Origin of the sequence: Pseudomonas sp. N040 (assembly GCF_015637705.1) — a bacterium.
GTDB lineage: Bacteria > Pseudomonadota > Gammaproteobacteria > Pseudomonadales > Pseudomonadaceae > Aquipseudomonas.
Genome location: NZ_JADOBE010000008.1, coordinates 1 through 23,228 on the forward strand (window position 1 = coordinate 1; position 23,228 = coordinate 23,228).

The window sequence follows — 23,228 nt, forward strand, 5'->3', positions numbered from 1 at the left end:
TGGCTAAAGAAAAATTTGAACGTAACAAACCGCACGTCAACGTAGGTACCATCGGTCACGTTGACCATGGTAAGACCACTCTGACTGCGGCTCTGACCCGTGTTTGCTCCGAGGTTTTCGGTTCGGCTCGCGTTGACTTCGATAAGATCGACAGCGCTCCAGAAGAGAAGGCTCGTGGTATCACCATCAACACCGCTCACGTTGAATACGATTCGGCCGTGCGCCACTACGCACACGTTGATTGCCCGGGTCACGCTGACTACGTAAAAAACATGATCACCGGTGCTGCTCAGATGGACGGCGCGATCCTGGTTTGCTCGGCCGCTGATGGTCCGATGCCGCAAACCCGTGAGCACATCCTGCTGTCCCGCCAGGTAGGCGTTCCTTACATCGTCGTCTTCATGAACAAGGCGGACATGGTGGACGACGCTGAGCTGCTGGAGCTGGTCGAAATGGAGATTCGTGATCTTCTGTCGACTTATGACTTCCCGGGCGATGACACCCCGATCATTATCGGTTCCGCGCTGATGGCTCTGAACGGTCAGGATGACAACGAGATGGGCACCACGGCCGTCAAGAAGCTCGTCGAGACCCTGGACAGCTACATCCCTGAGCCTGTTCGCGCCATCGACAAGCCTTTCCTGATGCCGATCGAAGACGTTTTCTCGATCTCCGGCCGCGGTACTGTTGTGACTGGTCGTGTTGAGCGCGGTATCGTCAAGATCCAGGAAGAGATCGAGATCGTTGGTCTGCGTCCTACTACCAAGACCACCTGCACTGGCGTTGAGATGTTCCGCAAGCTGCTGGACGAAGGTCGTGCTGGCGAGAACTGTGGCGTGCTGCTACGCGGCACCAAGCGTGATGACGTCGAGCGCGGCCAGGTGCTGGCCAAGCCGGGCACCATCAAGCCGCACACCAAGTTTGAGTCCGAAGTGTATGTGCTGTCGAAGGAGGAGGGTGGTCGTCACACGCCATTCTTCAAGGGCTACCGTCCGCAGTTCTACTTCCGTACCACTGACGTTACTGGGAGCTGCGAGCTGCCAGAGGGCGTTGAGATGGTAATGCCGGGCGACAACGTCAAGATGGTTGTTACCCTCATCAAGCCAATCGCCATGGAAGATGGCCTGCGTTTCGCGATTCGCGAAGGCGGTCGTACGGTTGGTGCGGGCGTGGTTGCCAAGATCATCGAGTAATCGGATCTTCTTGGATGGAAGGGCCCCTTCGGGGCCCTTTCTATTTGCTGATCAAAGATTGACACCTGCAGGGTGCATCCGTACAATTGCGCCTCCTTTTATCGGGCGTATTGCGCGCGATGGGAATGGCAACTTGGAGTCAGAGCTCAAATGCAAAACCAACAAATTAGAATTCGGTTGAAGGCTTTTGATCATCGTCTGATTGATCAATCCACCCACGAAATCGTGGAAACCGCTAAGCGTACTGGTGCTCAGGTGCGTGGGCCGATTCCTTTGCCTACTCGCAAAGAGCGTTTCACCGTACTGATTTCTCCGCACGTCAATAAAGATGCGCGCGATCAGTATGAAATACGTACACACAAGCGTGTGCTGGATATCGTTCAGCCAACCGACAAAACCGTCGATGCGCTGATGAAGCTTGATCTTGCAGCTGGTGTTGAAGTGCAGATCAGCCTCGGCTAAGACCTTGCGGTCTTAGTCGTGTAACGCTCTGAAATGGGCGGCCATAGCGGGTGAAAGCCCCGTACACTCAAGAGGTTTACAACATGACTATTGGTGTAGTCGGTCGTAAATGCGGCATGACCCGCATTTTTACCGAAGAAGGTGTCTCCATTCCGGTTACGGTCATTGAGGTCGAGCCGAATCGAGTCACCCAGTTTAAGTCCGAAGAAACTGATGGCTATCGTGCAATTCAGGTAACTGTGGGCGAGCGTCGTGCTTCCCGTGTTACCAAGGCGCAGGCTGGTCACTTTGCAAAAGCAAAAGTGGCTGCCGGTCGCAATGTTCTGGAGTTCCGTCTTGAGGATGGCGACTATCAGGCGGGCGATGAAGTCAAAGTTGAGCTGTTCCAGGCTGGACAACTGGTGGATGTCACCGGCCAGTCCAAGGGTAAAGGCTTTGCCGGTACCATCAAGCGCTGGAACTTCCGTGGTCAAGACAACACCCACGGTAACTCCCTTTCCCACCGCGTTCCGGGTTCGATTGGCCAGTGCCAGACCCCAGGTCGGGTCTTCAAGGGCAAGAAAATGTCCGGCCACATGGGCGATAGGCGTGTGACGGTTCAGTCCCTGGAAGTTGTGCGCGTCGATGCAGAACGCAATCTGTTGCTGGTTAAGGGTGCCGTTCCTGGCGCAACCGGTAGCGATGTGGTTGTGCGTCCGGCAGCCAAGGCTCGCGGTTAAGAGAGGAAGCTGAGATGCAACTTAATGTAAATGGCGCTCCGGCTATTGAAGTCTGCGAGCGTACTTTTGGCGGCGAGTTCAATGAGACGCTGGTTCACCAGGCGGTAGTCGCCTATATGGCCGGCGGTCGTCAGGGCAGCAAGCAGCAAAAGAATCGTTCCGATGTGCGTGGTGGTGGCAAGAAGCCATGGCGTCAAAAGGGTACTGGTCGCGCTCGTGCAGGCACCATCCGTAGCCCCATCTGGCGCGGTGGTGGTGCAACGTTCGCTGCTCGCCCGCAAGATCACGAGCAAAAGCTGAACAAGAAGATGTATCGCGCTGCGATGCGTTCCATTCTTGCCGAACTGGCGCGTACTGGTCGTCTGGTTGTTGTGCAGGACTTCGCCGTTGAGTCGCCAAAGACTAAGGCGCTTCTGGGCAAGCTTGATGGTATGGGTCTGACTGATGTGCTGATTGTTTCTGATGCCATCGATCAAAATCTTTACTTGGCTGCGCGCAATCTGCCGCACGTAGATGTTCGTGATGTGCAGGGTTCGGATCCAGTCAGCCTGATCGCCTACGACAAGGTGCTGGTCACCGTGTCCGCCGTGAAGAAATTTGAGGAGCTGCTGGCATGAACCAGGAACGCGTATTCAAAGTGCTGCTTGGTCCGCACGTTTCCGAGAAGGCTACCGTGCTGGCTGACGGCAAGAGCCAATTCGTTTTCAAGGTTGCTACTGATGCAACCAAGCTGGAAATCAAGAAGGCCGTAGAAAGCCTGTTCAGCGTGAAAGTCGCTGGTGTTTGCACCTTGAATGTCAAGGGCAAGACCAAGCGCACTGCTCGCGGCCTGGGCAAGCGTAACGATTGGAAGAAGGCGTACATCGCTCTCCAGCCGGGTCAAGATCTCGATTTCGCCAGCAGCGCTGAGTAAAGGGGTGCATCATGGCAATCGTTAAATGCAAACCGACTTCCGCTGGCCGCCGTTTTGTGGTCAAGGTGGTCACCAAGGACCTGCACAAGGGCGCACCTTACGCCCCGCTGCTCGAGAAAAAGTCGAAGACTGGCGGTCGTAACAACAATGGCCGTATTACTACGCGGCATATTGGTGGTGGTCACAAGCAGCATTATCGGCTGGTCGATTTCCGCCGCAACGACAAAGATGGCATTCCCGCCACTGTCGAGCGTATTGAATATGACCCGAACCGTACCGCACACATTGCATTGCTAATGTATGCAGACGGTGAGCGCCGCTACATCATTGCTCCTAAAGGTGTAAGCGCTGGCGATCAGCTGATCGCTGGTACAGCTGCCCCGATCAAGGCTGGTAACAGCATGTCGTTGCGCAGTATCCCGGTTGGTTCGACCGTTCACGGTATCGAGCTGAAGCCTGGCAAAGGTGCTCAGATTGCTCGTTCGGCTGGTGCTTCGGCTCAGCTGGTCGCTCGCGAGGGTGCGTATGTGACCCTGCGTCTGCGTTCTGGGGAAATGCGTAAAGTTCTAGCTGAATGCCGTGCGACCTTGGGCGAAGTCTCGAACTCCGAGCACAGCCTGCGTTCGCTGGGTAAAGCTGGTGCCAAGCGCTGGCGTGGTGTTCGGCCAACCGTTCGCGGTGTGGCAATGAACCCGGTCGATCACCCGCATGGTGGTGGTGAAGGCCGTACCTCTGGTGGACGTCATCCGGTATCGCCATGGGGCTTCCCAACCAAGGGTGCGAAGACCCGTGCTAACAAGCGTACCGATAACATGATCGTTCGTCGCCGCAAGTAAATAGAGGGATACGACAGTGCCGCGTTCTCTGAAAAAAGGTCCGTTTATTGATCTTCACCTAATGAAGAAGGTCGAAATTGCGGTGGAAAAGAATGATCGCAAGCCGGTTAAAACCTGGTCGCGTCGTTCCATGATTCTGCCGCAGATGGTCGGTCTGACCATCGCCGTGCATAACGGTCGTCAACATGTCCCGGTTCTGGTGAACGAAGACATGGTCGGCCACAAACTCGGCGAGTTCGCTGCTACCCGCACTTATCGTGGGCACGCTGCGGACAAGAAAGCCAAGCGTTAAGGGGTTAGGAAATGGAAGTAGCCGCTAAGTTGTCGGGCGCTCGCATATCTGCCCAGAAAGCCCGCTTGGTCGCAGACCAGATCCGCGGGAAGAGGGTGGGCGAAGCGCTCAATCTCCTGGCTTTCAGCAGTAAGAAAGCCGCCGAGATTATCAAGAAAGTGCTGGAGTCGGCTGTGGCCAACGCTGAGCACAACGAAGGCGCAGATGTGGATGATCTCAAGGTCTCCACAGTCTTCGTAAACGAGGGGCGTTCGCTGAAGCGAATCATGCCGCGTGCCAAAGGCCGCGCTGATCGCATCGTCAAGCGGTCTTGCCATATTACTGTCAAGGTTGCGGACAAGTAACGGAGTCGAACAGATGGGTCAGAAAGTAAATCCCACTGGCATACGCCTGGGAATCGTCAAGGATCACACCTCCGTCTGGTATGCCAGCGGTCGGACTTATGCGGACTATTTGTACGCAGATCTGATGGTGCGAGAGTATCTCCAAGACAAATTAAAAAGCGCGTCCATAAGCCGTATCGACATTGCTCGCCCGGCTCAAACCGCACGGATCACCATCCACACTGCTCGCCCAGGTATCGTGATTGGGAAGAAAGGTGAGGATGTTGAGAAGCTGCGTCAGGACCTGACCAAGCAAATGGGTGTGCCTGTGCACATCAACATCGAAGAGATCCGCAAGCCGGAACTCGACGGTCTGCTGGTTGCACAGAGCGTAGCTCAGCAGCTGGAACGCCGTGTAATGTTTCGTCGCGCCATGAAGCGTGCCGTGCAGAACGCGATGCGTATTGGTGCCAAGGGCATCAAGATCCAGGTAAGCGGTCGTCTTGGCGGTGCTGAAATTGCCCGTACTGAGTGGTATCGCGAAGGTCGTGTACCTTTGCACACTCTGCGTGCAGACATTGACTATGCAACTTACGAAGCTCACACCACTTATGGTGTGATCGGTGTGAAGGTTTGGATCTTCAAGGGCGAGGTCATTGGTGGCCTGCGTGAAGAGCTGAAGCCTCAGGCACCTGCGCCTCGTAAGAAAGCTGCCAAGTAAGGAGTACGCAAAATGTTGCAACCTAAGCGTACAAAATTCCGCAAGCAGATGACAGGCCACAACCGTGGCTTGGCTCAGCGCGGTAGCAAAGTCAGCTTCGGCGAGTTCGCCTTGAAAGCTGTTGCTCGTGGTCGCCTGACTGCGCGGCAGATTGAGTCGGCGCGTCGTGCGCTGACGCGTCACGTAAAGCGTGGCGGCAAGATCTGGATTCGCGTATTCCCGGACAAGCCTGTTACCAAGAAGCCGCTCGAAGTTCGTATGGGTAAAGGTAAGGGTAGCGTTGAGTACTGGGTAGCCCAGATTCAGCCGGGCAAGGTCCTCTACGAGATCGAGGGTGTTTCCGAAGAGCTGGCGCGTGAAGCATTTGCTCTGGCTGCTGCGAAGCTGCCTCTCGCCACCTCCTTTGTTAAGCGGACGGTGATGTGATGAAAGCGAATGAACTTCGTGGTAAATCAGCGCAGCAATTGAACGAGCAGTTGCTCGGTCTTCTGCGCGACCAGTTCAATCTGCGTATGCAGAAGGCAACTGGCCAGTTGGGGCAGTCTCACCTGCTCTTGCAAGTTAAGCGCGACATTGCTCGCGTGAAGACTGTGCTCAACCAGCAGGCAGGTAAGTGATTATGGGTGAAGCTCAGATAACCGTCCGGACGCTGACAGGCCGTGTGGTCAGCGACAAAATGGACAAAACCATCACCGTAATGATCGAGCGTCGCGTTAAGCACCCGATCTACGGTAAGTACGTCAAGCGTTCGACCAAGTTGCACGCACACGACGAAAGCAACCAGTGCCGCATTGGTGACCTTGTCACCATTCGCGAGACCCGTCCGCTGGCTAAGACTAAGGCTTGGGCCTTGGTTGAAGTCGTCGAGCGCGCTGTTGAAGTTTGAGGTGAGAAACCATGATTCAGACTCAATCCATGCTCGATGTGGCCGATAACAGCGGTGCACGCCGTGTCATGTGTATCAAAGTCCTGGGTGGTTCCCATCGCCGCTATGCCGGCATTGGTGACATCATCAAGGTAACTGTCAAGGAAGCGATTCCTCGCGGTAAAGTTAAGAAAGGTCAGGTAATGACCGCAGTTGTGGTCCGTACCAGGCACGGCGTCCGTCGCCCGGACGGCTCGATCATCCGTTTCGACGGTAACGCTGCTGTTCTGTTGAACAACAAGCAAGAGCCGATCGGTACCCGCATTTTCGGGCCGGTGACTCGTGAACTTCGCTCTGAGAAGTTCATGAAGATCGTATCGCTCGCCCCTGAAGTGCTGTAAGGAGAAGCCGTCATGCAAAAGATTCGTCGTGACGACGAGATCATCGTCATCGCCGGCAAGGACAAAGGCAAGCGCGGTAAGGTGCTGAAGGTGCTCGCTGACGACCGTCTGGTCGTGGGTGGGATTAACATCGTCAAGCGTCATACCAAGCCTAACCCGATGTCTGGCGTACAAGGCGGTATCGTCGAGAAAGAGGCGCCATTGCACGTCTCTAACGTCGCCATCTTCAATGGTGCAACCAACAAGGCTGATCGTGTTGGTTTCAAAGTAGAAGAAGGCAAAAAAATTCGTGTCTTCAAGTCGACCCAAAAGCCGGTTGATGCTTGAGCACTGCTAGGTAGAACACCATGGCACGACTAAAAGAGATTTACCGGAAAGAACTCGCGCCCAAGCTGAAGGAAGAACTCCAGCTGGCAAACGTGATGGAAGTTCCGCGCGTTACCAAAATTACTTTGAACATGGGTATTGGCGAAGCTATTGGCGATAAGAAAATTATCGAACATGCGGTTGCTGATATCGAAAAGATCACCGGTCAGAAAGCCGTTGTGACCTACGCTCGCAAGTCGATTGCAGGCTTCAAGGTACGTGAAGGTTGGCCGATTGGCGTAAAGGTTACTCTGCGCCGTGATCGTATGTATGAGTTCCTGGATCGCCTGTTGTCGATCTCCCTGCCGCGAGTGCGTGACTTCCGCGGGTTGAATGCCAAATCCTTCGATGGTCGTGGCAACTACAGCATGGGCGTGAAAGAGCAGATCATCTTCCCGGAAATCGATTACGACAAAATCGATGCATTGCGCGGTCTGGACATTACCCTGACCACCACTGCCCGTAACGATGATGAAGGTCGTGCGCTTCTGCGCGCCTTCAAATTCCCGTTCCGCAACTGATTGGAGTAGGCACATGGCCAAAATGAGCATGAAAAACCGCGAGCTTAAGCGTCAGCTCACGGTAGCCAAGTACGCTAAGAAGCGTGCCGAGCTGAAAGCTACCATCGCCAATCCGAATTCCACTCCGGAAGCGCGTTGGGAAGCTCAGGTAGCACTGCAGAAGCAGCCGCGTGATGCAAGCAAATCGCGTCTGCGTAATCGTTGCCGTATTACCGGTCGTCCGCATGGTGTGTATCGCAAGTTCGGCCTCGGCCGGAACAAGCTGCGTGAAGCGGCAATGCGTGGCGACGTTCCAGGCTTGGTGAAGGCCAGCTGGTAACGGCGACGGTCTGGCGGCGGGTTAACCGTCGCTATGGCGCGCATTAATGAATCAAGCCCCTTATTGGGGCTTGATTCATTTTCAGTTATTGACTAGAATCGCCGGCTCGCCGGGCTCTGGCTATTTCCGAGCCTGTTAGTTGGCGAATGGGACCGTAAGGTCATTATTTATCAGGAGCACCTAGCCCATGAGTATGCAGGACCCGTTAGCGGACATGCTAACTCGTATCCGTAATGCCCAGATGGCTGAAAAGTCCGTCGTAAGCATGCCGTCTTCCAAGCTGAAGGTGGCTGTAGCCAGCGTTCTGAGGAACGAGGGTTATATTTCGGGATACCAAGTGACCAGCGAAGCCAAGCCGCTGCTGTCCATCGAGCTTAAGTATTTTGAAGGCCGTCCGGTCATTGAAGAAATTAAGCGCGTCAGTCGTCCTGGCTTGCGCCAGTACAAATCCGTCGATCAGCTACCGAAAGTTCGTGGTGGTCTGGGTGTTTCGATTGTCTCCACCAACAAGGGTGTGATGACCGATCGTTCGGCCCGCGCTGCTGGCGTTGGTGGCGAAGTGCTTTGCACAGTGTTCTAAGGGGGAGTAAGCATGTCTCGCGTTGCTAAAAACCCCGTCAAGCTGCCCGCTGGTGTTGAAATCAACATTGCTGGCCAGCAGCTTTCGGTAAAGGGCTCCAAAGGTGCTCTCGAACTGAATGTTCATCCGTCTGTTGAAGTGATCCAGGACTCTGGTGAGCTGCGTTTTGCTGCCCGCAATGGCGATGTGCAAAACCGTGCAATGGCCGGAACCACCCGAGCACTCGTAAACAACATGGTACTCGGCGTCAGCCAGGGCTTTGAGCGCAAGCTCCAGCTGGTTGGTGTTGGATACAAGGCGCAAGCCAAGGGTCAGGTGCTGTCACTTGCTCTGGGTTTCTCGCACCCTGTTGATTATGAGTTGCCGCAGGGTGTAACCGCTGAAACGCCAAGCCAGACCGATATCCTGATCAAGGGCATCGACAAGCAACTGGTTGGTCAAGTGGCTGCCGAGATCCGCGATTTCCGTCCGCCAGAGCCTTATAAAGGCAAAGGCGTCCGTTACTCGGATGAAGTCGTGCGCCGTAAAGAAGCTAAGAAGAAGTAGGGCATAGCAAATGAGCGTAAAGAAAGAAACTCGTCTGCGTCGTGCTCGCAAGGCACGCCTGAAAATGCACGAGCTGCAAGCCGTACGCCTCTGTGTGTACCGCTCTTCGCAGCACATGTACGCCCAGGTCATTTCGGCCGACGGCGGCAAAGTTCTGGCAAGCGCCTCGACTTTGGACAAAGAACTGCGTGATGTTGCCACCGGCAACGTTGAGGCGGCCAAGAAGGTTGGTCAATTGGTGGCAGAGCGTGCGAAAGCAGTTGGCGTCACTCAAGTGGCGTTCGATCGTTCTGGCTTCAAGTACCACGGCCGCGTAAAAGCGCTGGCTGATGCTGCTCGTGAAGGCGGGCTGGAGTTCTAAGTTATGGCAAATAACGAGCAGAAGCGCGACGAAGGGTACATCGAGAAGCTGATTCAGGTGAACCGCGTTGCTAAGACCGTTAAAGGCGGCCGTATCTTCACCTTCACAGCGTTGACTGTTGTTGGTGATGGCAAGGGCCGTGTTGGATTCGGGCGCGGTAAGTCGCGCGAAGTTCCGGCTGCAATCCAGAAAGCAATGGAAGCAGCGCGTCGCAACATGATTCAAGTTGATCTGGATGGCACTACCTTGCAGTACGCCATCAAGTCTGGTCATGGCGCGTCCAAGGTGTACATGCAGCCTGCATCCGACGGTACCGGCATCATCGCTGGTGGTGCAATGCGTGCAGTCCTGGAAGTGGCGGGCGTGCAGAACGTACTTGCCAAGTGTTATGGCTCAACCAATCCGGTGAACGTGGTGTATGCCACTTTCAAGGGCCTCAAGCACATGCAGTCGCCTGAAAGTATTGCGGCCAAGCGTGGCAAGAGTGTCGAGGAGATTCTCTGATCATGGCTAATACAGTCAAAGTAACGCTCATCAAGAGCGTGAGTGGCCGACTGGCTAATCACAAGGCTTGTGTCAAGGGTCTCGGCCTTCGGCGCATTGGTCATTCTGTCGAGGTTCAGGACACTCCTGAAAATCGCGGGATGATGAACAAGGCCTACTATCTGCTTCGTGTGGAGGGTTAATCCATGCAACTGAACGATTTGCGTTCTGCGCCAGGTGCCCGTCGTGAAAAGCATCGTCCGGGCCGTGGTATTGGTAGCGGCTTGGGCAAGACCGGTGGCCGTGGCCACAAGGGTCAAACCTCTCGCTCCGGTGGCACTATTGCTCCGGGCTTCGAGGGCGGTCAGCAGCCTTTGCACCGTCGCCTGCCAAAGTTTGGTTTTGTCTCCCTGAAGGCAATGGATCGCGCAGAAGTGCGCACGTCCGAGCTGGGCAAGGTGGATGGCGATGTAGTAACTCTGCAGTCGCTCAAGGATGCCAACGTAATCAACCAACACATTCAGCGTGTAAAAGTGATGCTGTCTGGTGAGGTTGGTCGTGCGGTCACCCTTAAAGGTATCGCTGCCACCAAAGGTGCGCGTGCGGCTATCGAAGCAGCTGGCGGTAAGTTCGAGGAATAAATGGCCAAGCAAGGTGCTCTCTCTTCGCTAAGCAATGGTGGGCTGTCCGAGCTTTGGGCGCGGCTGCGTTTTCTGTTGCTGGCGATAGTTGTCTATCGGATTGGTGCGCATATCCCGGTTCCAGGTATCAACCCGGATCGGCTGGCTGCACTGTTCAAGCAAAATGAGGGAACCATCCTTAGCCTGTTCAACATGTTTTCCGGTGGCGCGCTCGAGCGCATGTCGATCTTTGCTTTGGGGATCATGCCGTACATTTCGGCATCGATCATCATGCAGTTAATGACGGCGGTCAGCCCGCAACTGGAGCAGTTGAAAAAGGAAGGGGCGTCAGGTCGCCACAAGATTAGCCAGTACACGCGTTATGGCACATTGGCCTTGGCGCTGTTGCAGGCTATCGGCATGTCTATCGGACTGGCCGGCCAGGGCGTTGCGTTTGCCAGTGACTTTGGCTTCCATTTTGTCGCTGTAACGACCTTTGTGTCGGGTGCCATGTTCATGATGTGGCTGGGTGAGCAGATCACCGAGCGCGGCGTTGGAAATGGCATTTCGATGCTGATCTTTGCCGGGATCGTCGCTGGCTTGCCGCGCGCCATAGGACAATCGTTCGAGTCTGCCCGTCAGGGCGACATCAACATTTTTGCCTTGGTTGCGGTTGGGATGCTTGCGGTTGCGATTATCGGGTTTGTCGTGTTCATCGAACGTGGCCAACGGCGAATTGCCGTTCATTACGCCAAGCGCCAGCAGGGCCGCAAGGTATTTGCTGCGCAGACCAGCCACCTTCCGCTGAAGGTGAATATGGCCGGCGTGATTCCGGCGATTTTCGCCAGCAGCATTCTGCTTTTCCCCGCATCGCTTGGCTCCTGGTTTGGGCAGTCGGAAGGTCTGGGTTGGCTTCAGGATATTTCTCAGTCGATTGCCCCAGGGCAGCCGCTGAACATCCTGCTGTTTAGTGCCGGCATTATCTTTTTCTGCTTCTTCTATACGGCGTTGATGTTCAACCCGAAAGATGTTGCAGAGAACCTGAAGAAATCTGGTGCATTTATTCCGGGTATTCGTCCGGGTGAGCAATCGGCTCGCTACATTGATGGCGTTCTGACTCGTCTTACCATGTTCGGTGCCCTGTACATGACGGCCGTATGCCTGCTGCCACAGTTCCTCGTGGTTGCAGCAAACGTACCGTTCTACCTCGGCGGGACCTCGTTGCTGATCGTTGTTGTGGTTGTCATGGACTTCATGTCTCAGGTCCAATCGCACCTCGTTTCGCACCAATATGATTCCCTGATGAAGAAAGCAAACCTGAAGGGCTACGGCAGCGGAATGCTCCGCTGACATGGTTCCGTAAGGTTCTAGGAGTTACTGATGAAAGTTCGTGCATCGGTCAAGAAGATGTGCCGCAACTGCAAGATTGTTCGCCGCGAAGGTGTTGTTCGCGTGATTTGCAGCGCGGAACCGCGTCACAAGCAGCGCCAAGGCTGAGTGTGAGTTAAGCGTTTGAGCTCGACAGCTAGTGCGCTGTCGGGTTGATTCTTGTTTATTACAGCGTTAATATCGCGCGCCCTTTTCTTGGCTTCCTGGGCGTAGATAGCTGTCAATTGGAGTTCCACTGAATGGCCCGTATTGCAGGCGTTAACATTCCGGATAACAAGCATACTGTTATCTCGCTGACCTACATCTATGGTGTTGGTCGCACTACTGCACAGACTATCTGTGCTGCTACCGGGGTAAACCCGGCAGCGAAAATCAAGGATCTGTCTGACGAGCAGATCGAACTGCTGCGCGGCGAAGTCACCAAGCTGACAACAGAGGGTGATCTGCGCCGTGAAATCAACATGAACATCAAGCGCTTGATGGACCTTGGCTGCTACCGCGGCCTGCGTCATCGTCGTGGCTTGCCTGTTCGTGGCCAGCGTACGAAGACTAACGCGCGCACCCGTAAGGGCCCGCGTAAGCCGATCCGCAAGTAATTGCGCCCGCGAATCGACAGGAATTAAGTCATGGCTAAGCCAGCTGCTCGTCCCCGTAAGAAAATCAAAAAGACAGTGGTTGATGGGATCGCCCACATCCACGCTTCTTTTAACAACACCATTGTGACCATCACTGACCGTCAAGGTAATGCGCTGTCTTGGGCTACCTCCGGTGGTTCAGGTTTCCGTGGTTCCCGCAAAAGTACCCCGTTTGCTGCGCAGATTGCAGCTGAACGTGCCGGTCAGGCTGCGTTGGAATACGGACTCAAGAATCTCGACGTGAACGTCAAAGGCCCCGGTCCGGGTCGCGAATCCGCTGTGCGTGCTTTGAACGCTTGCGGCTACAAGATCGCTAGCATCACCGATGTGACGCCCATCCCGCATAACGGATGCCGTCCTTCGAAAAAGCGTCGCGTGTAATAGGAGACAGTGAAAGATGGCTCGTTACATTGGTCCCAAATGCAAACTGTCCCGTCGTGAAGGCACCGACCTCTTTCTGAAGAGTGGTGCGCGCGCGCTTGAATCCAAGTGCAATATCGAATCGGCTCCCGGTATCCATGGCGCACGCCGTGGTCGTCTGTCTGATTACGGTCTGCAGTTGCGTGAAAAGCAGAAAGTTCGCCGTATCTACGGTGTGCTTGAGCGTCAGTTCAGCGGTTACTACAAGGAAGCTGCCCGTAAGAAAGGCGCTACCGGCGAGAACCTGCTGCAGATCCTCGAATGCCGACTGGACAACGTCGTTTACCGCATGGGCTTTGGCGCTACCCGCGCTGAATCTCGTCAGCTGGTATCCCACAAAACCATCAGCGTCAACGGCAGCACCGTCAACGTCCCTTCGTATCAGGTCAAGCCTGGTGACGTAGTTGCCGTTCGCGACAAGTCGAAGAATCAGCTGCGTATCGCACAGGCGCTTGATCTGTGTGTACAGCGCGGCCGTGTTGAGTGGGTCGAAGTGGATTCCGAGAAGAAGTCTGGTGTGTTCAAGAACGTGCCGGCTCGTAGTGATTTGTCCGCCGACATCAACGAAAACCTGATTGTCGAGCTCTACTCCAAGTAAGGGCTAGAACATAGGTGTATCCATGCAGAGTTCGGTAAATGAGTTCCTGACACCCCGTCATATCGACGTTCAGGTGGTCAGTTCGACCCGCGCCAAGATCACCCTCGAGCCTCTCGAGCGTGGTTTTGGTCATACGCTGGGTAACGCGCTTCGGCGTATTCTGTTGTCTTCGATGCCAGGTGCGGCTGTAGTCGAGGTCGAGATTGATGGCGTGCTGCACGAGTACAGTGCCATTGAAGGCGTGCAAGAGGATGTCATTGAGATCCTGTTGAACCTGAAAGGTCTCGCCATCAAGCTGCACGGCCGCGATGAGGTGACTCTGAATCTGGTCAAGAAAGGTTCGGGCGTTGTCACTGCTGCAGACATTCAGCTGGATCATGATGTCGAGATCGTTAACCCCGATCACGTCATCGCCAATCTGGCCAGCAATGGTGCATTGAGCATGCGTCTGAAGATCTGCCGCGGTCGTGGTTACGAGCCGGCAGACTCCCGTCAGACAGAAGAAGACGAAACGCGCAGCATTGGTCGTCTTCAGCTTGATGCAACTTTCAGCCCGGTTCGCCGTATTGCCTATGTTGTCGAGAACGCGCGCGTTGAACAGCGCACGAACCTGGACAAGCTGGTAATCGATCTGGAAACCAACGGTACTCTTGATCCTGAAGAGGCTATTCGTCGTGCTGCAACCATCCTGCAACAGCAGTTGGCTGCATTCGTCGACCTCAAGGGTGATATTCAGCCTGTTGCTTCTGCACCGGAAGACGAGATCGATCCGATCCTGTTGCGCCCTGTGGATGATCTGGAACTGACCGTACGTTCGGCCAACTGCCTCAAGGCAGAAAACATCTATTACATCGGTGACCTGATTCAGCGTACCGAAGTCGAGTTGTTGAAGACGCCGAATCTGGGCAAGAAGTCTCTGACCGAAATCAAAGACGTCCTGGCCTCCCGCGGTCTGTCGCTCGGCATGCGCCTGGATAACTGGCCGCCGGCAAGTCTGAAGAAGGATGATAAGGCTATCGCCTGATCATCCGTAATCACCGAACCTAAAGTTTGGTAAGGAATTTCAATCATGCGTCATCGTAAAAGTGGCCGTCACCTCAGCCGGACCAGTTCACACCGCAAGGCCATGTTTCAGAACATGGCGGTGTCGCTGTTCGAGCACGAACTGATTAAAACCACCCTGCCGAAAGCCAAGGAACTGCGCCGCGTTGCCGAGCCGCTGATCACTTTGGCCAAGGAAGACAGCGTCGCCAATCGTCGTCTGGCGTTTGACCGGACTCGTTCAAAAGAAGCCGTAGGCAAGCTTTTCAACGATCTGGGCAAGCGTTATGCCACCCGCAATGGCGGCTATCTGCGCATCCTCAAGTGCGGTTTCCGTGCTGGTGACAATGCGCCGATGGCCTACGTTGAGCTAGTCGACCGTCCGGTCACTGGCCAGGTGGAAGCTGCCGAGTAAGACTTTCGAGTCGTCAAAAAGCCGGGCTTGCCCGGCTTTTTGTTGTCCGCTGTTTGCTAAGGCGTAATCGTCGTGAGTCGGCCGCGCGGTGCCGTTTGCAACGCTCGCGCGGCGGGTTACTGACGATCCTGTTCAAGCAGAGGTTTGAGGAAGTGCCCGGTGTGTGATTGTGGCATCGCGGCCACTTGTTCGGGTGTACCACAGGCAATGATCTGCCCGCCTTTGGAGCCGCCCTCCGGCCCCAGGTCGACGACCCAGTCGGCGGTCTTGATCACGTCCAGATTGTGCTCGATGACCACTACCGTGTTGCCGTGATCGCGCAGGCGATGCAGTACATCGAGCAGTTGCTGGATATCGGCAAAGTGCAGGCCGGTTGTTGGTTCGTCGAGGATGTAGAGGGTTTTGCCGGTGTCACGCTTGGACAGTTCGCGTGACAACTTGACCCGCTGCGCTTCGCCGCCGGACAGGGTTGTCGCGCTTTGCCCAAGCTTGATATAGGACAGGCCTACATCCATCAGCGTTTGCAGTTTCCGGGCGAGTGCCGGGACCGCGTCGAAGAAGCTCCTGGCTTCCTCGATGGTCATGTCCAGAACTTCGGTGATGCTCTTGCCCTTGTACTTCACTTCCAGCGTTTCGCGGTTGTAACGCTTGCTCTTGCAGACATCGCAAGCCACGTAGATGTCTGGCAGGAAGTGCATCTCGACCTTGATCACGCCATCACCCTGGCAGGCCTCGCAGCGTCCGCCCTTGACGTTGAACGAGAAGCGTCCCGGCCCGTACCCGCGCGAACGGGCCTCTGGCACGCCGGCAAACAATTCGCGGATCGGGGTGAACAGCCCGGTGTAGGTTGCCGGATTGGAGCGTGGCGTGCGACCGATCGGGCTCTGGTCGATATCGACGACCTTGTCCAGATGCTGCATGCCTTCGAACGACCGGTAAGGTGCGGCTTCCAGCGTGGTGGCGCCATTCAGTGCGGTCGCCGTGATCGGGAACAGGGTGTTGTTGATCAGTGTCGACTTGCCCGAGCCTGACACGCCCGTCACGCAAGTCAGCAATCCGGTGGGGATTTCCAGGTCGACGTCGCGCAGATTGTTCCCCGTGGCACCCTTGAGCCGCAATGTCTTGCTGGCCTCGCGGGGCGTACGCTTGCGTGGTACGGGGATCCGTACACGGCCGGAGAGGTATTTGCCGGTCAGGGAGTCCGGATGGTTCATGACTTCATCGGGTGTGCCTTCAGCAACAATCCGGCCGCCGTGGACGCCCGCGCCGGGGCCGATATCGACCACGTAATCGGCCAGGCGGATGGCGTCCTCGTCATGCTCGACCACGATCACCGTATTGCCGATGTCGCGCAGATGGGTGAGTGTGCCGAGCAGGCGCTCATTGTCACGCTGATGCAGACCGATGGAAGGCTCGTCGAGGATATACATCACCCCAACCAGGCCTGCACCAATCTGGCTGGCCAGGCGGATTCGCTGCGCCTCGCCACCGGACAGGGTGTCGGCGCTACGATCCAGCGTCAGGTAGTCGAGTCCGACATTGACCAGGAACTGCAGGCGCTCGCGGATTTCCTTGAGGATCTTGTCGGCGATTTCACCGCGCCGGCCAGGCAGGGCGAGGCTGCTGAAGTACTCGCAGGCATCGCCGACCGGTAGCGAGGTGACTTGCGGCAGCGTGCGCTCGCCCACCCAGACATGCCGGGCCTCGCGGCGCAAGCGCGTGCCATCACAGTCCGGACAATGCTGGGTGCTGAGGAATTTCGCCAGCTCTTCGCGCACGGTCGGCGACTCGGTTTCCCGATAGCGCCGCTCCAGATTGGGCACTATGCCCTCAAAGGGATGCGCGCGTTTGACGATATCGCCGCGATCGTTCAGGTAGCGGAAGTCGATGTTCTCCTTGCCGGAGCCGTAGAGCACGCACTTCTGTTGTGACACGCTCAGGTCGTCGAAGGCGACCTCCAGGCTGAAACCGTAGTGCTCTGCCAGCGAGGTGAGCATCTGGAAGTAATACAGGTTGCGCCGGTCCCAGCCGCGGATGGCGCCCTCGGCCAGGGTGAGTTCGCCGTGTACCAGGCGCTTGATGTCGAAGAACTGCTTGATGCCCAAGCCGTCGCAGGTAGGGCAGGCCCCGGCCGGATTGTTGAAGGAGAACAGCTTGGGTTCCAGTTCGCTGATTGAATGCCCGCATTGCGGGCAGGCAAAGCGCGCGGAAAAGATGATTTCCTGGCCTGCTTCGTCGTCCATCGGGGCAATCAGGGCCAGGCCGTCGGCGAGCTTCAGTGCCGTTTCAAAGGATTCGGCGAGGCGTTGCTGGAGATCGCTACGCACCTTGAAGCGATCCACCACCACGTCGATGGAATGCTTCTTCTGCTTGTCCAGCTTGGGCAGTTCATCCAGTTCACAGAGCTTGCCGTTGACGCGGGCGCGGACGAAGCCCTGTGCGCGCATCTCTTCGAAGACCGCCAGATGCTCGCCTTTGCGCTCGCGAATGATCGGCGCCAGCAGCATCAGCTTGCTGCCTTCGGGCAGTGACAGGGCCTGGTCAACCATCTGGCTGACGGTCTGTGCCTCCAGTGGCAGGTCATGCTCCGGGCAGCGCGGGATGCCAGCGCGGGCATAGAGCAGGCGCAAGTAGTCGTAGATCTCGGTAATGGTGCCGACGGTGGAGCGCGGGTTGTGTGACGTGGATTTCTGTTCAATCGAGATGGCCGGAGACAGCCCCTCGATGGTGTCGACGTCGGGCTTTTCCATGATCGACAGGAACTGCCGGGCATAGGCCGAGAGCGATTCGACGTAGCGCCGCTGGCCTTCTGCATACAGCGTATCGAACGCCAGGGACGATTTACCGGAGCCGGAGAGGCCGGTAATCACGATCAGTTTATCGCGTGGCAGTGTGAGGTCGATGTTCTTCAGGTTATGGGTGCGGGCCCCACGAATCAGTATCTTGTCCACAGCGTGCCTCTGGCGGCGAGCGTAAACAGGGAAGTATACGGCCGTGGCGAGTTTCGCGGCAAAGCGTGCCTGTGACAGCGTCTTGCAGGCTGGTAGAATCGCCACTTCATCATCAGGGTGTGGCTATGCAAGATCTCCACGGCGAGCACATGAGTGCTCGTGAAGCGCGTGCCGTCGGTGGCCTGGCACTGGTCTATGCGTTCCGTATGCTCGGCATGTTCATGGTGCTGCCGGTGTTGGCCACCTACGGGCAGGAACTTGCCGGGGCTACCCCGTTTCTGATTGGTGTCGCCATTGGCGCATATGGGCTGACCCAGGCAGTCCTGCAGATACCTTTTGGCACGCTGTCCGACCGCATCGGACGGATGCCGGTGATTGTCGTCGGCTTGCTGGTGTTTGCCGCGGGCGCCGCGCTGGCAGCCGAGGCTGACTCGATCTGGGGCGTTATCGCCGGGCGGGTACTGCAGGGTGCCGGAGCCATTTCGGCGGCGGTCATGGCCCTGCTCTCGGACCTGACCCGCGAACAGCATCGCACCAAGGCCATGGCGGTAATTGGCATGAGCATTGGCTTGTCCTTTGCCGTAGCCATGGTCATCGGCCCCTTGCTGACCAGCGCGTTCGGTCTGTCCGGGTTGTTCTGGGTGACCGCCGGCATGGCCTTGCTGGGCCTGCTGATCGTGCTGCTGATCGTCCCGCGCGCCTCGAAGACGCTGGCGCACCGGGAGTCCAGCGTGGCCCGCGAGTCGCTGCGAATAACCCTGCGCAATCCCGAACTGTTGCGGTTGAACATTGGTATTGGCGTGCTGCACGCGATTCTGATGGCCAGCTTCGTTGCCTTGCCGCTGGCCCTGGTCGAGTTTGGCGAGCTGCCCAAGGAGCAGCACTGGTGGGTGTATCTGACCGCCCTGCTGGTCGGCTTTTTCGGCATGGTGCCATTCATCATCTATGCCGAGAAGCGCCGGCAGATGAAGCGTGTGCTGGCCGGAGCGGTGGGCATGTTGCTGCTCTGCGAGCTGTTTTTCTGGCAGTTCGGCCACAGCCTGCGTGCGCTGGTGGTAGGCAATGTCCTGTTCTTTACCGCGTTCAACCTGCTGGAGGCGTCCCTGCCGTCGCTGGTGAGCAAGGTCGCGCCGGCGGGTGGCAAAGGCACGGCCATGGGCATTTATTCGACCAGCCAGTTTCTTGGCGCCGCCGCCGGCGGCATGCTGGGCGGCTGGCTCTATCAACTCGGCGGTCAGGCTGCGGTTTTCGCCGGTTGCGCAGTGCTCGCGCTTTTCTGGCTGGGCTTTGCTGCTACTATGCGCGAACCGCCGTATGTGACCAGCCTGCGCCGAGCATTGAGTGCCGGGGCGCTGGCAGATACTGGCTTGAGCGCGCGCCTTCTGGCCATTCCCGGCGTTACCGACGCCATCGTGGTTGCCGAGGAAGCGGCGTTGTATATCAAGATAGACACCCAGCAACTGGACCGTGCATTGCTTGAGCGGGAGCTCGAAGACGCGCCGGTTACGCAATCAGCCTAGGAGAACGCAAATGGCCCGTGGGGTTAACAAAGTCATTCTGATCGGTAATGTCGGCGGTGATCCAGAAACCCGTTACCTGCCCAATGGCAATGCGGTGACCAATATCACCCTTGCCACGACGGACAGCTGGAAAGACAAGCAGACTGGCCAGCAGCAGGAACGCACGGAATGGCACCGCGTGGTGTTCTTCGGCAAGGTTGCGGAGATCGCCGGCGAATACCTGCGCAAGGGCTCGCAGTGCTACGTCGAGGGGCGCCTGCAGACCCGCGAGTGGGAAAAGGATGGCGTCAAGCGCTATACCACCGAGATCGTGGTAGATATGGGTGGCACCATGCAGTTGCTGGGTGGTCGTGGTGATGGCGATCAGGCCCCGCGTGCTGCTCGCCCTGCGGCAACCCCGCGTCCGGCGCAGAACGATTCGCGTCCTGCGGCCCAGCCCGCAGCCGCGCAACCGGCGGCTGACTACGACAGCTTCGACGACGACATTCCGTTCTAAACCCGCCGGCCTCGGATTGACTGCACATGCATATGCGTTTGCTGCTGTTGGGAGGAGGGAGTGCCTTGGGGCAATCCCTGATCCGGCAGGGCGCCGAGGAAGGTATCAACTTCCTGGCGCCGCGCCCGCCCGAGGGTGGCTGGGATGCGGCCAGCCTGACGCAATTGCTGGACGAGACGCGTCCTGACGCGGTGGTCAATCTGGCCTATTACTTCGACTGGTTCCAGAGCGAAAACATTGATAACGCGCGGTTTGCCGCGCAGCAGCGCGCCGTCGAGCGGCTGGCCGGATTGTGTGATCACTTGGGGGCCATTTTGCTGCAGCCCTCGAGTTACCGCGTGTTCGACGGGGCGCGGGCAACCGCCTATAGCGAGAAAGATGAGCCGGTTCCGGCAGGTGCGCGGGGCAAGGCCCTGCTACAGATCGAGCAGGGCGTGCGTGCCATGTGCCCCCGGCATGTGCTGCTGCGCTTTGGCTGGTTGCTCGATGACAGCCCCGGCGGTGCGCTGGATCGCTTCTTGCGTCGATCAGCCGAAGTTGGCGAGTTGCGCCTGGCGGATGACCGGCGCGGCAACCCGACGCTGGTCGATGATGCTGCGCGGGTGATTCTGGCGGTGCTCAAACAACTGGATTGCCAGGCCCCCTTGTGGGGCACCTACCACTATGGCGGCCAGGAAACCACCACGCCGCTGGTGCTGGGCGAGAGTATTCTGGCAGAGGCGCGCACCCTGGGCGCGATCCGGGTTGAGACGGTGCTGGCGCAAGCGCATGCCGAGCGCCCCGATATCGAAGACGAGCCGCAATATGCGGTGCTGGCCTGCAAGAAGATCCTGCACACCTTTGGCGTCAAGCCGCGGGCCTGGCGCAGCGGCCTGCACAGCCTGATCGAACGGTACTACCGTCATGTCTGACGCACCTGTGCTGATCACCGGGGGCGCCGGCTTCATCGGCTCCCACCTTGCTGATGCGTTGCTGGCGCAAGGGCTGCGGGTGCGCGTGCTGGACAATCTGTCGACAGGCAAACGCAGCAATGTGCCACTGCACGATCCGCGGTTTGAGCTGATCGAGGGCGACGTGGCGGATGGCGCGCTGGTCGCCAGGGCCGTGGCCGGTTGCCGCGCGGTGGCGCACCTGGCGGCGGTGGCTTCGGTACAGGCATCGGTGGATGATCCGGTGGCGACCCACCAGAGCAACTTCATCGGCACCCTGAATGTCTGCGAAGCCATGCGTCAGCACGGCGTGAAACGGGTGCTGTTCGCCTCCAGCGCTGCGGTCTATGGCAACAATGGCGAAGGCGTGGCGATTGACGAGGCCACTCCGCTGGCGCCGCTGACCCCCTATGCCGCCGACAAGCTGGCCAGTGAGCACTACCTGGATTTCTATCGGCGCCAGCATGGCCTGGAGCCTGCAGTGTTTCGTTTCTTCAACATCTTCGGCCCGCGTCAGGATCCGTCTTCACCCTATTCCGGGGTTATCAGCATTTTCACCGAGCGGGCGCAGGCCGGGTTGCCGATCACGCTGTTCGGGGATGGCGAGCAGACCCGGGATTTTGTCTATGTCGCCGACCTGGTGGCGGTGCTGCTGCAGGCACTGCTCAGGCCGCAGGTGGAGGCTGGCGCAGTCAATGTTGGCCTGAACCGGGCAACCAGCCTGCTGCAATTGCTGGCGGCCATCGAAAGTCTTCTCGGCCGCTTGCCGCCGGTCAGTCATGTGGCTGCCCGTCCAGGCGACATCCGCCATTCCCGGGCGGATAACCGTCGCCTGTTGCAACGCTTCCAGCTGCCGGAGCCGACCACCCTGACCGCTGGTCTGCAGCAACTGCTGGCGCACTGAGCGCACATTTTCCCAGGCCAGAAACGCAACAGGCGCCTTGCGGCGCCTGTGCGATGAAGCCTGTGGCGATCAGAACTTGTAGCCGACACCGACCATGTAGACCCATGGGTCGATGGTGACGTCAACGGAGGTCTTGAGGCCTGGAGCCAAGGCAGAAGGGCCATCCATGGTGGCTGTGGTATCGATATCGATGTACCAGACGGCAGCGTTCAGCAGGACATTGTCGGTTATCAGGTAATCCATACCCAGCTGGCCGGCAACTCCCCAAGAGTCATCCAGCTCCAGATTGCTAAAGCCCAAGGCTTCGTACTGCGAGCTCAGGTCTTCGTCGAAGAAGGTGGTGTAGTTCACGCCAATGCCGGCATAGGGCTGAAACTTGGACGCCGGATCCATTGGGTAGTACTGCAATGACAGGGTTGGCGGCAGGTGCGAAACATCCGCGACCTTCCCGTTTAATGGGCCTCCCAGGAAAGTACTATTTTTTACTTTTACTTCATGGGTGAAGGGTGTGGCGGCCAGCAGTTCAAGACCCAAATGGTCTTGCAGCATGAACGCAAAAGTCAGGCCGAGCTGAGTGTCACTTCCGACTGTGACATCACCGCCACCAGGCAGATCAGCGCCGTTTACAGAAATATTCCCACTGCTGTCATTAGGGCTAACAGTCGCCGCACCGGCGCGAACAATTACATCGCCTTCCTTGTAGGCATGAGCCAGTGGCGAAACCAGTGCTGCAGCCAGCAGCGAGACGGCGAAAATGGACTTGCGCATGAGAAACTCCCGATGGGTCATTAATAATGTTGGCAGACATGATACTAAATGCTTCAGCGGGGTACTTCTTGATCCAGCTCAATGGAATCTGATCTGCCCTGCCAGGTCCGTTGAACTTACTCGGCAGCCTGCTGGTAGGGGTATACGTCTTCGGCAGTCATCTGGTAACCGGCTTCGGCCAGTTCGCTGCTCGCCGCCTCGACCTCAAGCGGGCCCTGAATCCAGAACGGCTCGTAGAGCGCATCCAGTTGCACGCCTTGCGGGTATTTGACCAGCACGATCTGGTTGGATGGCGGTGGTGGTACGTGGATGCAGGCGCCGAAGAACGGCACCAGCAGGAAGTCGGTCACCTTGCCGTCATCGGTGACTTCCAGCGGGACTACATAGCCGGGCAGCTTGACCCGCTGACCGCCCAGAGCCTTTACCACCGGGGCGGCCGGGGATTGCTGTGCAACGGCTGGCGCCATCTCCGCCGAAAGGGTATCGCCCAGCTTGGCCAGGTCGTGGATGGGCGCGCCCTGCATCTCCTGCGGCGCAGCATCGGCAGGAATCATTTCGTTCCAGGTCAGCTCGCGCACCTCAGCTGCCCACAGGGGGCTGGAGGAGAGAAGCAACAAGATCAGCAGGCGGCGCAACATACA

Annotated in this window: 36 protein-coding genes; 33 read left to right on the forward strand and 3 right to left on the reverse strand. The window is 57.4% G+C overall.

What is annotated here, in order from left to right; translation table 11 throughout:
• The 29 genes from tuf to rplQ form a co-directional block, all read left to right on the forward strand.
• Positions 1-1,193: elongation factor Tu (tuf, locus tag ISX93_RS12355; protein WP_195779038.1), on the forward strand; the 1,193-nt coding region annotated here is incomplete at its 5' end.
• 150 nt (positions 1,194-1,343) lie between these two features.
• On the forward strand, positions 1,344-1,655 hold the full coding sequence (gene rpsJ, locus ISX93_RS12360) for a 30S ribosomal protein S10 (RefSeq protein WP_195779039.1): 312 nt from the start codon (positions 1,344-1,346) through the stop codon (positions 1,653-1,655).
• An 83-nt stretch (positions 1,656-1,738) separates the two neighbouring features.
• Positions 1,739-2,374 carry a 50S ribosomal protein L3 gene (gene rplC, locus ISX93_RS12365; RefSeq protein ID WP_195779040.1) on the forward strand — a complete coding sequence of 212 codons (636 nt, stop codon included), beginning with the start codon at positions 1,739-1,741 and terminating at the stop codon, positions 2,372-2,374.
• Positions 2,375-2,388: 14 nt separating this feature from the next.
• Entirely contained in the window at positions 2,389-2,991 is a 603-nt protein-coding gene (gene rplD, locus ISX93_RS12370; RefSeq protein WP_195779041.1) for a 50S ribosomal protein L4, read from the forward strand.
• A complete protein-coding gene (gene rplW / locus ISX93_RS12375) occupies positions 2,988-3,287 on the forward strand; it encodes a 50S ribosomal protein L23 (RefSeq protein WP_195779042.1) in 300 nt (99 codons plus the stop codon). Before rplD ends, rplW begins: the two co-directional genes overlap by 4 nt.
• An 11-nt stretch (positions 3,288-3,298) precedes the next feature.
• Entirely contained in the window at positions 3,299-4,123 is an 825-nt protein-coding gene (gene rplB / locus ISX93_RS12380) for a 50S ribosomal protein L2 (RefSeq protein WP_195779043.1), read from the forward strand.
• 16 nt (positions 4,124-4,139) lie between these two features.
• The gene (gene rpsS / locus ISX93_RS12385; protein WP_195779044.1) at positions 4,140-4,415 is read left to right on the forward strand and encodes a 30S ribosomal protein S19; all 276 of its coding nucleotides are present in this window, start codon (positions 4,140-4,142) and stop codon (positions 4,413-4,415) included.
• Between the two features lie 11 nt (positions 4,416-4,426).
• Positions 4,427-4,759, forward strand: a complete 333-nt coding sequence (rplV, locus tag ISX93_RS12390) for a 50S ribosomal protein L22 (RefSeq protein ID WP_131182241.1) — start codon at positions 4,427-4,429, stop codon at positions 4,757-4,759.
• Between the two features lie 13 nt (positions 4,760-4,772).
• Positions 4,773-5,459, forward strand: coding sequence for a 30S ribosomal protein S3 (gene rpsC / locus ISX93_RS12395; protein ID WP_195779045.1), 687 nt, complete (start codon positions 4,773-4,775; stop codon positions 5,457-5,459).
• A gap of 12 nt (positions 5,460-5,471) precedes the next feature.
• Positions 5,472-5,885 (forward strand): 50S ribosomal protein L16, encoded by a 414-nt coding sequence (rplP, locus tag ISX93_RS12400; RefSeq protein WP_195779046.1) that lies wholly within the window; start codon positions 5,472-5,474, stop codon positions 5,883-5,885.
• Positions 5,885-6,076 (forward strand): 50S ribosomal protein L29, encoded by a 192-nt coding sequence (gene rpmC / locus ISX93_RS12405; RefSeq protein ID WP_195779047.1) that lies wholly within the window; start codon positions 5,885-5,887, stop codon positions 6,074-6,076. Before rplP ends, rpmC begins: the two co-directional genes overlap by 1 nt.
• A 2-nt stretch (positions 6,077-6,078) precedes the next feature.
• The gene (rpsQ, locus tag ISX93_RS12410) at positions 6,079-6,345 is read left to right on the forward strand and encodes a 30S ribosomal protein S17 (RefSeq protein WP_195779048.1); all 267 of its coding nucleotides are present in this window, start codon (positions 6,079-6,081) and stop codon (positions 6,343-6,345) included.
• Between the two features lie 11 nt (positions 6,346-6,356).
• Complete coding sequence (gene rplN / locus ISX93_RS12415; protein WP_003289207.1) at positions 6,357-6,725, forward strand: 50S ribosomal protein L14; 369 nt, start codon at positions 6,357-6,359, stop codon at positions 6,723-6,725.
• 12 nt (positions 6,726-6,737) lie between these two features.
• Positions 6,738-7,052 (forward strand): 50S ribosomal protein L24, encoded by a 315-nt coding sequence (gene rplX, locus ISX93_RS12420; protein ID WP_195779049.1) that lies wholly within the window; start codon positions 6,738-6,740, stop codon positions 7,050-7,052.
• Between the two features lie 20 nt (positions 7,053-7,072).
• A complete protein-coding gene (rplE, locus tag ISX93_RS12425) occupies positions 7,073-7,612 on the forward strand; it encodes a 50S ribosomal protein L5 (protein WP_195779050.1) in 540 nt (179 codons plus the stop codon).
• Positions 7,613-7,625: 13 nt separating this feature from the next.
• Complete coding sequence (rpsN, locus tag ISX93_RS12430; protein WP_195779051.1) at positions 7,626-7,931, forward strand: 30S ribosomal protein S14; 306 nt, start codon at positions 7,626-7,628, stop codon at positions 7,929-7,931.
• Between the two features lie 187 nt (positions 7,932-8,118).
• On the forward strand, positions 8,119-8,511 hold the full coding sequence (gene rpsH / locus ISX93_RS12435; protein ID WP_195779052.1) for a 30S ribosomal protein S8: 393 nt from the start codon (positions 8,119-8,121) through the stop codon (positions 8,509-8,511).
• Between the two features lie 12 nt (positions 8,512-8,523).
• Positions 8,524-9,057: a 50S ribosomal protein L6 gene (gene rplF, locus ISX93_RS12440; protein ID WP_195779053.1), complete on the forward strand. Its 534-nt coding sequence runs from the start codon at positions 8,524-8,526 to the stop codon at positions 9,055-9,057.
• A 10-nt stretch (positions 9,058-9,067) separates the two neighbouring features.
• Entirely contained in the window at positions 9,068-9,418 is a 351-nt protein-coding gene (gene rplR / locus ISX93_RS12445; protein ID WP_195779054.1) for a 50S ribosomal protein L18, read from the forward strand.
• A gap of 3 nt (positions 9,419-9,421) precedes the next feature.
• Positions 9,422-9,922 carry a 30S ribosomal protein S5 gene (gene rpsE / locus ISX93_RS12450; protein ID WP_195779055.1) on the forward strand — a complete coding sequence of 167 codons (501 nt, stop codon included), beginning with the start codon at positions 9,422-9,424 and terminating at the stop codon, positions 9,920-9,922.
• Positions 9,923-9,924: 2 nt separating this feature from the next.
• Entirely contained in the window at positions 9,925-10,104 is a 180-nt protein-coding gene (gene rpmD, locus ISX93_RS12455; protein WP_195779056.1) for a 50S ribosomal protein L30, read from the forward strand.
• A gap of 3 nt (positions 10,105-10,107) precedes the next feature.
• Complete coding sequence (gene rplO / locus ISX93_RS12460) at positions 10,108-10,542, forward strand: 50S ribosomal protein L15 (protein WP_195779057.1); 435 nt, start codon at positions 10,108-10,110, stop codon at positions 10,540-10,542.
• Positions 10,543-11,871 carry a preprotein translocase subunit SecY gene (secY, locus tag ISX93_RS12465; RefSeq protein WP_195779058.1) on the forward strand — a complete coding sequence of 443 codons (1,329 nt, stop codon included), beginning with the start codon at positions 10,543-10,545 and terminating at the stop codon, positions 11,869-11,871.
• Positions 11,872-11,901: 30 nt separating this feature from the next.
• On the forward strand, positions 11,902-12,018 hold the full coding sequence (gene rpmJ, locus ISX93_RS12470) for a 50S ribosomal protein L36 (protein ID WP_195779059.1): 117 nt from the start codon (positions 11,902-11,904) through the stop codon (positions 12,016-12,018).
• Positions 12,019-12,149: 131 nt separating this feature from the next.
• A complete protein-coding gene (rpsM, locus tag ISX93_RS12475) occupies positions 12,150-12,506 on the forward strand; it encodes a 30S ribosomal protein S13 (RefSeq protein ID WP_195779060.1) in 357 nt (118 codons plus the stop codon).
• Between the two features lie 30 nt (positions 12,507-12,536).
• Positions 12,537-12,926 carry a 30S ribosomal protein S11 gene (gene rpsK, locus ISX93_RS12480; protein ID WP_195779061.1) on the forward strand — a complete coding sequence of 130 codons (390 nt, stop codon included), beginning with the start codon at positions 12,537-12,539 and terminating at the stop codon, positions 12,924-12,926.
• A gap of 16 nt (positions 12,927-12,942) precedes the next feature.
• Positions 12,943-13,563, forward strand: coding sequence for a 30S ribosomal protein S4 (gene rpsD / locus ISX93_RS12485; RefSeq protein WP_195779062.1), 621 nt, complete (start codon positions 12,943-12,945; stop codon positions 13,561-13,563).
• A 22-nt stretch (positions 13,564-13,585) separates the two neighbouring features.
• The gene (locus ISX93_RS12490) at positions 13,586-14,587 is read left to right on the forward strand and encodes a DNA-directed RNA polymerase subunit alpha (RefSeq protein ID WP_195779063.1); all 1,002 of its coding nucleotides are present in this window, start codon (positions 13,586-13,588) and stop codon (positions 14,585-14,587) included.
• A 45-nt stretch (positions 14,588-14,632) separates the two neighbouring features.
• Positions 14,633-15,019, forward strand: a complete 387-nt coding sequence (rplQ, locus tag ISX93_RS12495; protein ID WP_195779064.1) for a 50S ribosomal protein L17 — start codon at positions 14,633-14,635, stop codon at positions 15,017-15,019.
• A gap of 116 nt (positions 15,020-15,135) precedes the next feature.
• On the opposite strand, the gene uvrA is transcribed toward rplQ, so the two are convergent.
• A complete protein-coding gene (gene uvrA / locus ISX93_RS12500; protein WP_195779065.1) occupies positions 15,136-17,970 on the reverse strand; it encodes an excinuclease ABC subunit UvrA in 2,835 nt (944 codons plus the stop codon).
• A 125-nt stretch (positions 17,971-18,095) separates the two neighbouring features.
• Here uvrA and ISX93_RS12505 point away from each other — a divergent pair, with 125 nt between their 5' ends.
• From ISX93_RS12505 to ISX93_RS12520, 4 genes are read left to right on the forward strand one after another with little or no spacing between them, the layout of a single operon-like run.
• A complete protein-coding gene (locus tag ISX93_RS12505) occupies positions 18,096-19,490 on the forward strand; it encodes an MFS transporter (RefSeq protein ID WP_195779066.1) in 1,395 nt (464 codons plus the stop codon).
• A gap of 10 nt (positions 19,491-19,500) precedes the next feature.
• Complete coding sequence (locus ISX93_RS12510) at positions 19,501-19,986, forward strand: single-stranded DNA-binding protein (RefSeq protein WP_195779067.1); 486 nt, start codon at positions 19,501-19,503, stop codon at positions 19,984-19,986.
• 26 nt (positions 19,987-20,012) lie between these two features.
• On the forward strand, positions 20,013-20,897 hold the full coding sequence (locus ISX93_RS12515) for a sugar nucleotide-binding protein (RefSeq protein ID WP_195779068.1): 885 nt from the start codon (positions 20,013-20,015) through the stop codon (positions 20,895-20,897).
• Entirely contained in the window at positions 20,890-21,819 is a 930-nt protein-coding gene (locus ISX93_RS12520; protein ID WP_195779069.1) for an NAD-dependent epimerase/dehydratase family protein, read from the forward strand. Before ISX93_RS12515 ends, ISX93_RS12520 begins: the two co-directional genes overlap by 8 nt.
• Before the next feature lie 69 nt (positions 21,820-21,888).
• On the opposite strand, the gene ISX93_RS12525 is transcribed toward ISX93_RS12520, so the two are convergent.
• Entirely contained in the window at positions 21,889-22,587 is a 699-nt protein-coding gene (locus ISX93_RS12525; RefSeq protein ID WP_195779070.1) for an OmpW family outer membrane protein, read from the reverse strand.
• Positions 22,588-22,703: 116 nt separating this feature from the next.
• Entirely contained in the window at positions 22,704-23,225 is a 522-nt protein-coding gene (locus tag ISX93_RS12530; protein WP_195779071.1) for a DUF3299 domain-containing protein, read from the reverse strand.
• Positions 23,226-23,228: the final 3 nt, after the last annotated feature.

Bases quoted from the DNA above. Each gene is read 5' to 3' on its own strand.
- ISX93_RS12525 (WP_195779070.1), bottom strand. From the start codon at position 22,587: ATGCGCAAGTCCATTTTCGCCGTCTCGCTGCTGGCTGCAGCACTGGTT.
- ISX93_RS12490 (WP_195779063.1), top strand. From the start codon at position 13,586: ATGCAGAGTTCGGTAAATGAGTTCCTGACACCCCGTCATATCGACGTT.
- rpsJ (WP_195779039.1), top strand. From the start codon at position 1,344: ATGCAAAACCAACAAATTAGAATTCGGTTGAAGGCTTTTGATCATCGT.
- rpsE (WP_195779055.1), top strand. From the start codon at position 9,422: ATGGCAAATAACGAGCAGAAGCGCGACGAAGGGTACATCGAGAAGCTG.
- rplX (WP_195779049.1), top strand. From the start codon at position 6,738: ATGCAAAAGATTCGTCGTGACGACGAGATCATCGTCATCGCCGGCAAG.
- rplD (WP_195779041.1), top strand. From the start codon at position 2,389: ATGCAACTTAATGTAAATGGCGCTCCGGCTATTGAAGTCTGCGAGCGT.
- rpsN (WP_195779051.1), top strand. From the start codon at position 7,626: ATGGCCAAAATGAGCATGAAAAACCGCGAGCTTAAGCGTCAGCTCACG.
- rpmD (WP_195779056.1), top strand. From the start codon at position 9,925: ATGGCTAATACAGTCAAAGTAACGCTCATCAAGAGCGTGAGTGGCCGA.
- rplO (WP_195779057.1), top strand. From the start codon at position 10,108: ATGCAACTGAACGATTTGCGTTCTGCGCCAGGTGCCCGTCGTGAAAAG.
- rplC (WP_195779040.1), top strand. From the start codon at position 1,739: ATGACTATTGGTGTAGTCGGTCGTAAATGCGGCATGACCCGCATTTTT.
- ISX93_RS12530 (WP_195779071.1), bottom strand. From the start codon at position 23,225: ATGTTGCGCCGCCTGCTGATCTTGTTGCTTCTCTCCTCCAGCCCCCTG.
- ISX93_RS12520 (WP_195779069.1), top strand. From the start codon at position 20,890: ATGTCTGACGCACCTGTGCTGATCACCGGGGGCGCCGGCTTCATCGGC.
- rpsQ (WP_195779048.1), top strand. From the start codon at position 6,079: ATGGGTGAAGCTCAGATAACCGTCCGGACGCTGACAGGCCGTGTGGTC.
- rpmJ (WP_195779059.1), top strand. From the start codon at position 11,902: ATGAAAGTTCGTGCATCGGTCAAGAAGATGTGCCGCAACTGCAAGATT.
- rplP (WP_195779046.1), top strand. From the start codon at position 5,472: ATGTTGCAACCTAAGCGTACAAAATTCCGCAAGCAGATGACAGGCCAC.
- rplE (WP_195779050.1), top strand. From the start codon at position 7,073: ATGGCACGACTAAAAGAGATTTACCGGAAAGAACTCGCGCCCAAGCTG.
- rplQ (WP_195779064.1), top strand. From the start codon at position 14,633: ATGCGTCATCGTAAAAGTGGCCGTCACCTCAGCCGGACCAGTTCACAC.
- ISX93_RS12505 (WP_195779066.1), top strand. From the start codon at position 18,096: ATGCAAGATCTCCACGGCGAGCACATGAGTGCTCGTGAAGCGCGTGCC.
- rpsH (WP_195779052.1), top strand. From the start codon at position 8,119: ATGAGTATGCAGGACCCGTTAGCGGACATGCTAACTCGTATCCGTAAT.
- rplB (WP_195779043.1), top strand. From the start codon at position 3,299: ATGGCAATCGTTAAATGCAAACCGACTTCCGCTGGCCGCCGTTTTGTG.
- rplV (WP_131182241.1), top strand. From the start codon at position 4,427: ATGGAAGTAGCCGCTAAGTTGTCGGGCGCTCGCATATCTGCCCAGAAA.
- ISX93_RS12510 (WP_195779067.1), top strand. From the start codon at position 19,501: ATGGCCCGTGGGGTTAACAAAGTCATTCTGATCGGTAATGTCGGCGGT.
- secY (WP_195779058.1), top strand. From the start codon at position 10,543: ATGGCCAAGCAAGGTGCTCTCTCTTCGCTAAGCAATGGTGGGCTGTCC.
- rpsD (WP_195779062.1), top strand. From the start codon at position 12,943: ATGGCTCGTTACATTGGTCCCAAATGCAAACTGTCCCGTCGTGAAGGC.
- rplR (WP_195779054.1), top strand. From the start codon at position 9,068: ATGAGCGTAAAGAAAGAAACTCGTCTGCGTCGTGCTCGCAAGGCACGC.
- rpsC (WP_195779045.1), top strand. From the start codon at position 4,773: ATGGGTCAGAAAGTAAATCCCACTGGCATACGCCTGGGAATCGTCAAG.
- rplN (WP_003289207.1), top strand. From the start codon at position 6,357: ATGATTCAGACTCAATCCATGCTCGATGTGGCCGATAACAGCGGTGCA.
- rpmC (WP_195779047.1), top strand. From the start codon at position 5,885: ATGAAAGCGAATGAACTTCGTGGTAAATCAGCGCAGCAATTGAACGAG.
- rpsK (WP_195779061.1), top strand. From the start codon at position 12,537: ATGGCTAAGCCAGCTGCTCGTCCCCGTAAGAAAATCAAAAAGACAGTG.
- ISX93_RS12515 (WP_195779068.1), top strand. From the start codon at position 20,013: ATGCATATGCGTTTGCTGCTGTTGGGAGGAGGGAGTGCCTTGGGGCAA.
- rplF (WP_195779053.1), top strand. From the start codon at position 8,524: ATGTCTCGCGTTGCTAAAAACCCCGTCAAGCTGCCCGCTGGTGTTGAA.
- rplW (WP_195779042.1), top strand. From the start codon at position 2,988: ATGAACCAGGAACGCGTATTCAAAGTGCTGCTTGGTCCGCACGTTTCC.
- rpsM (WP_195779060.1), top strand. From the start codon at position 12,150: ATGGCCCGTATTGCAGGCGTTAACATTCCGGATAACAAGCATACTGTT.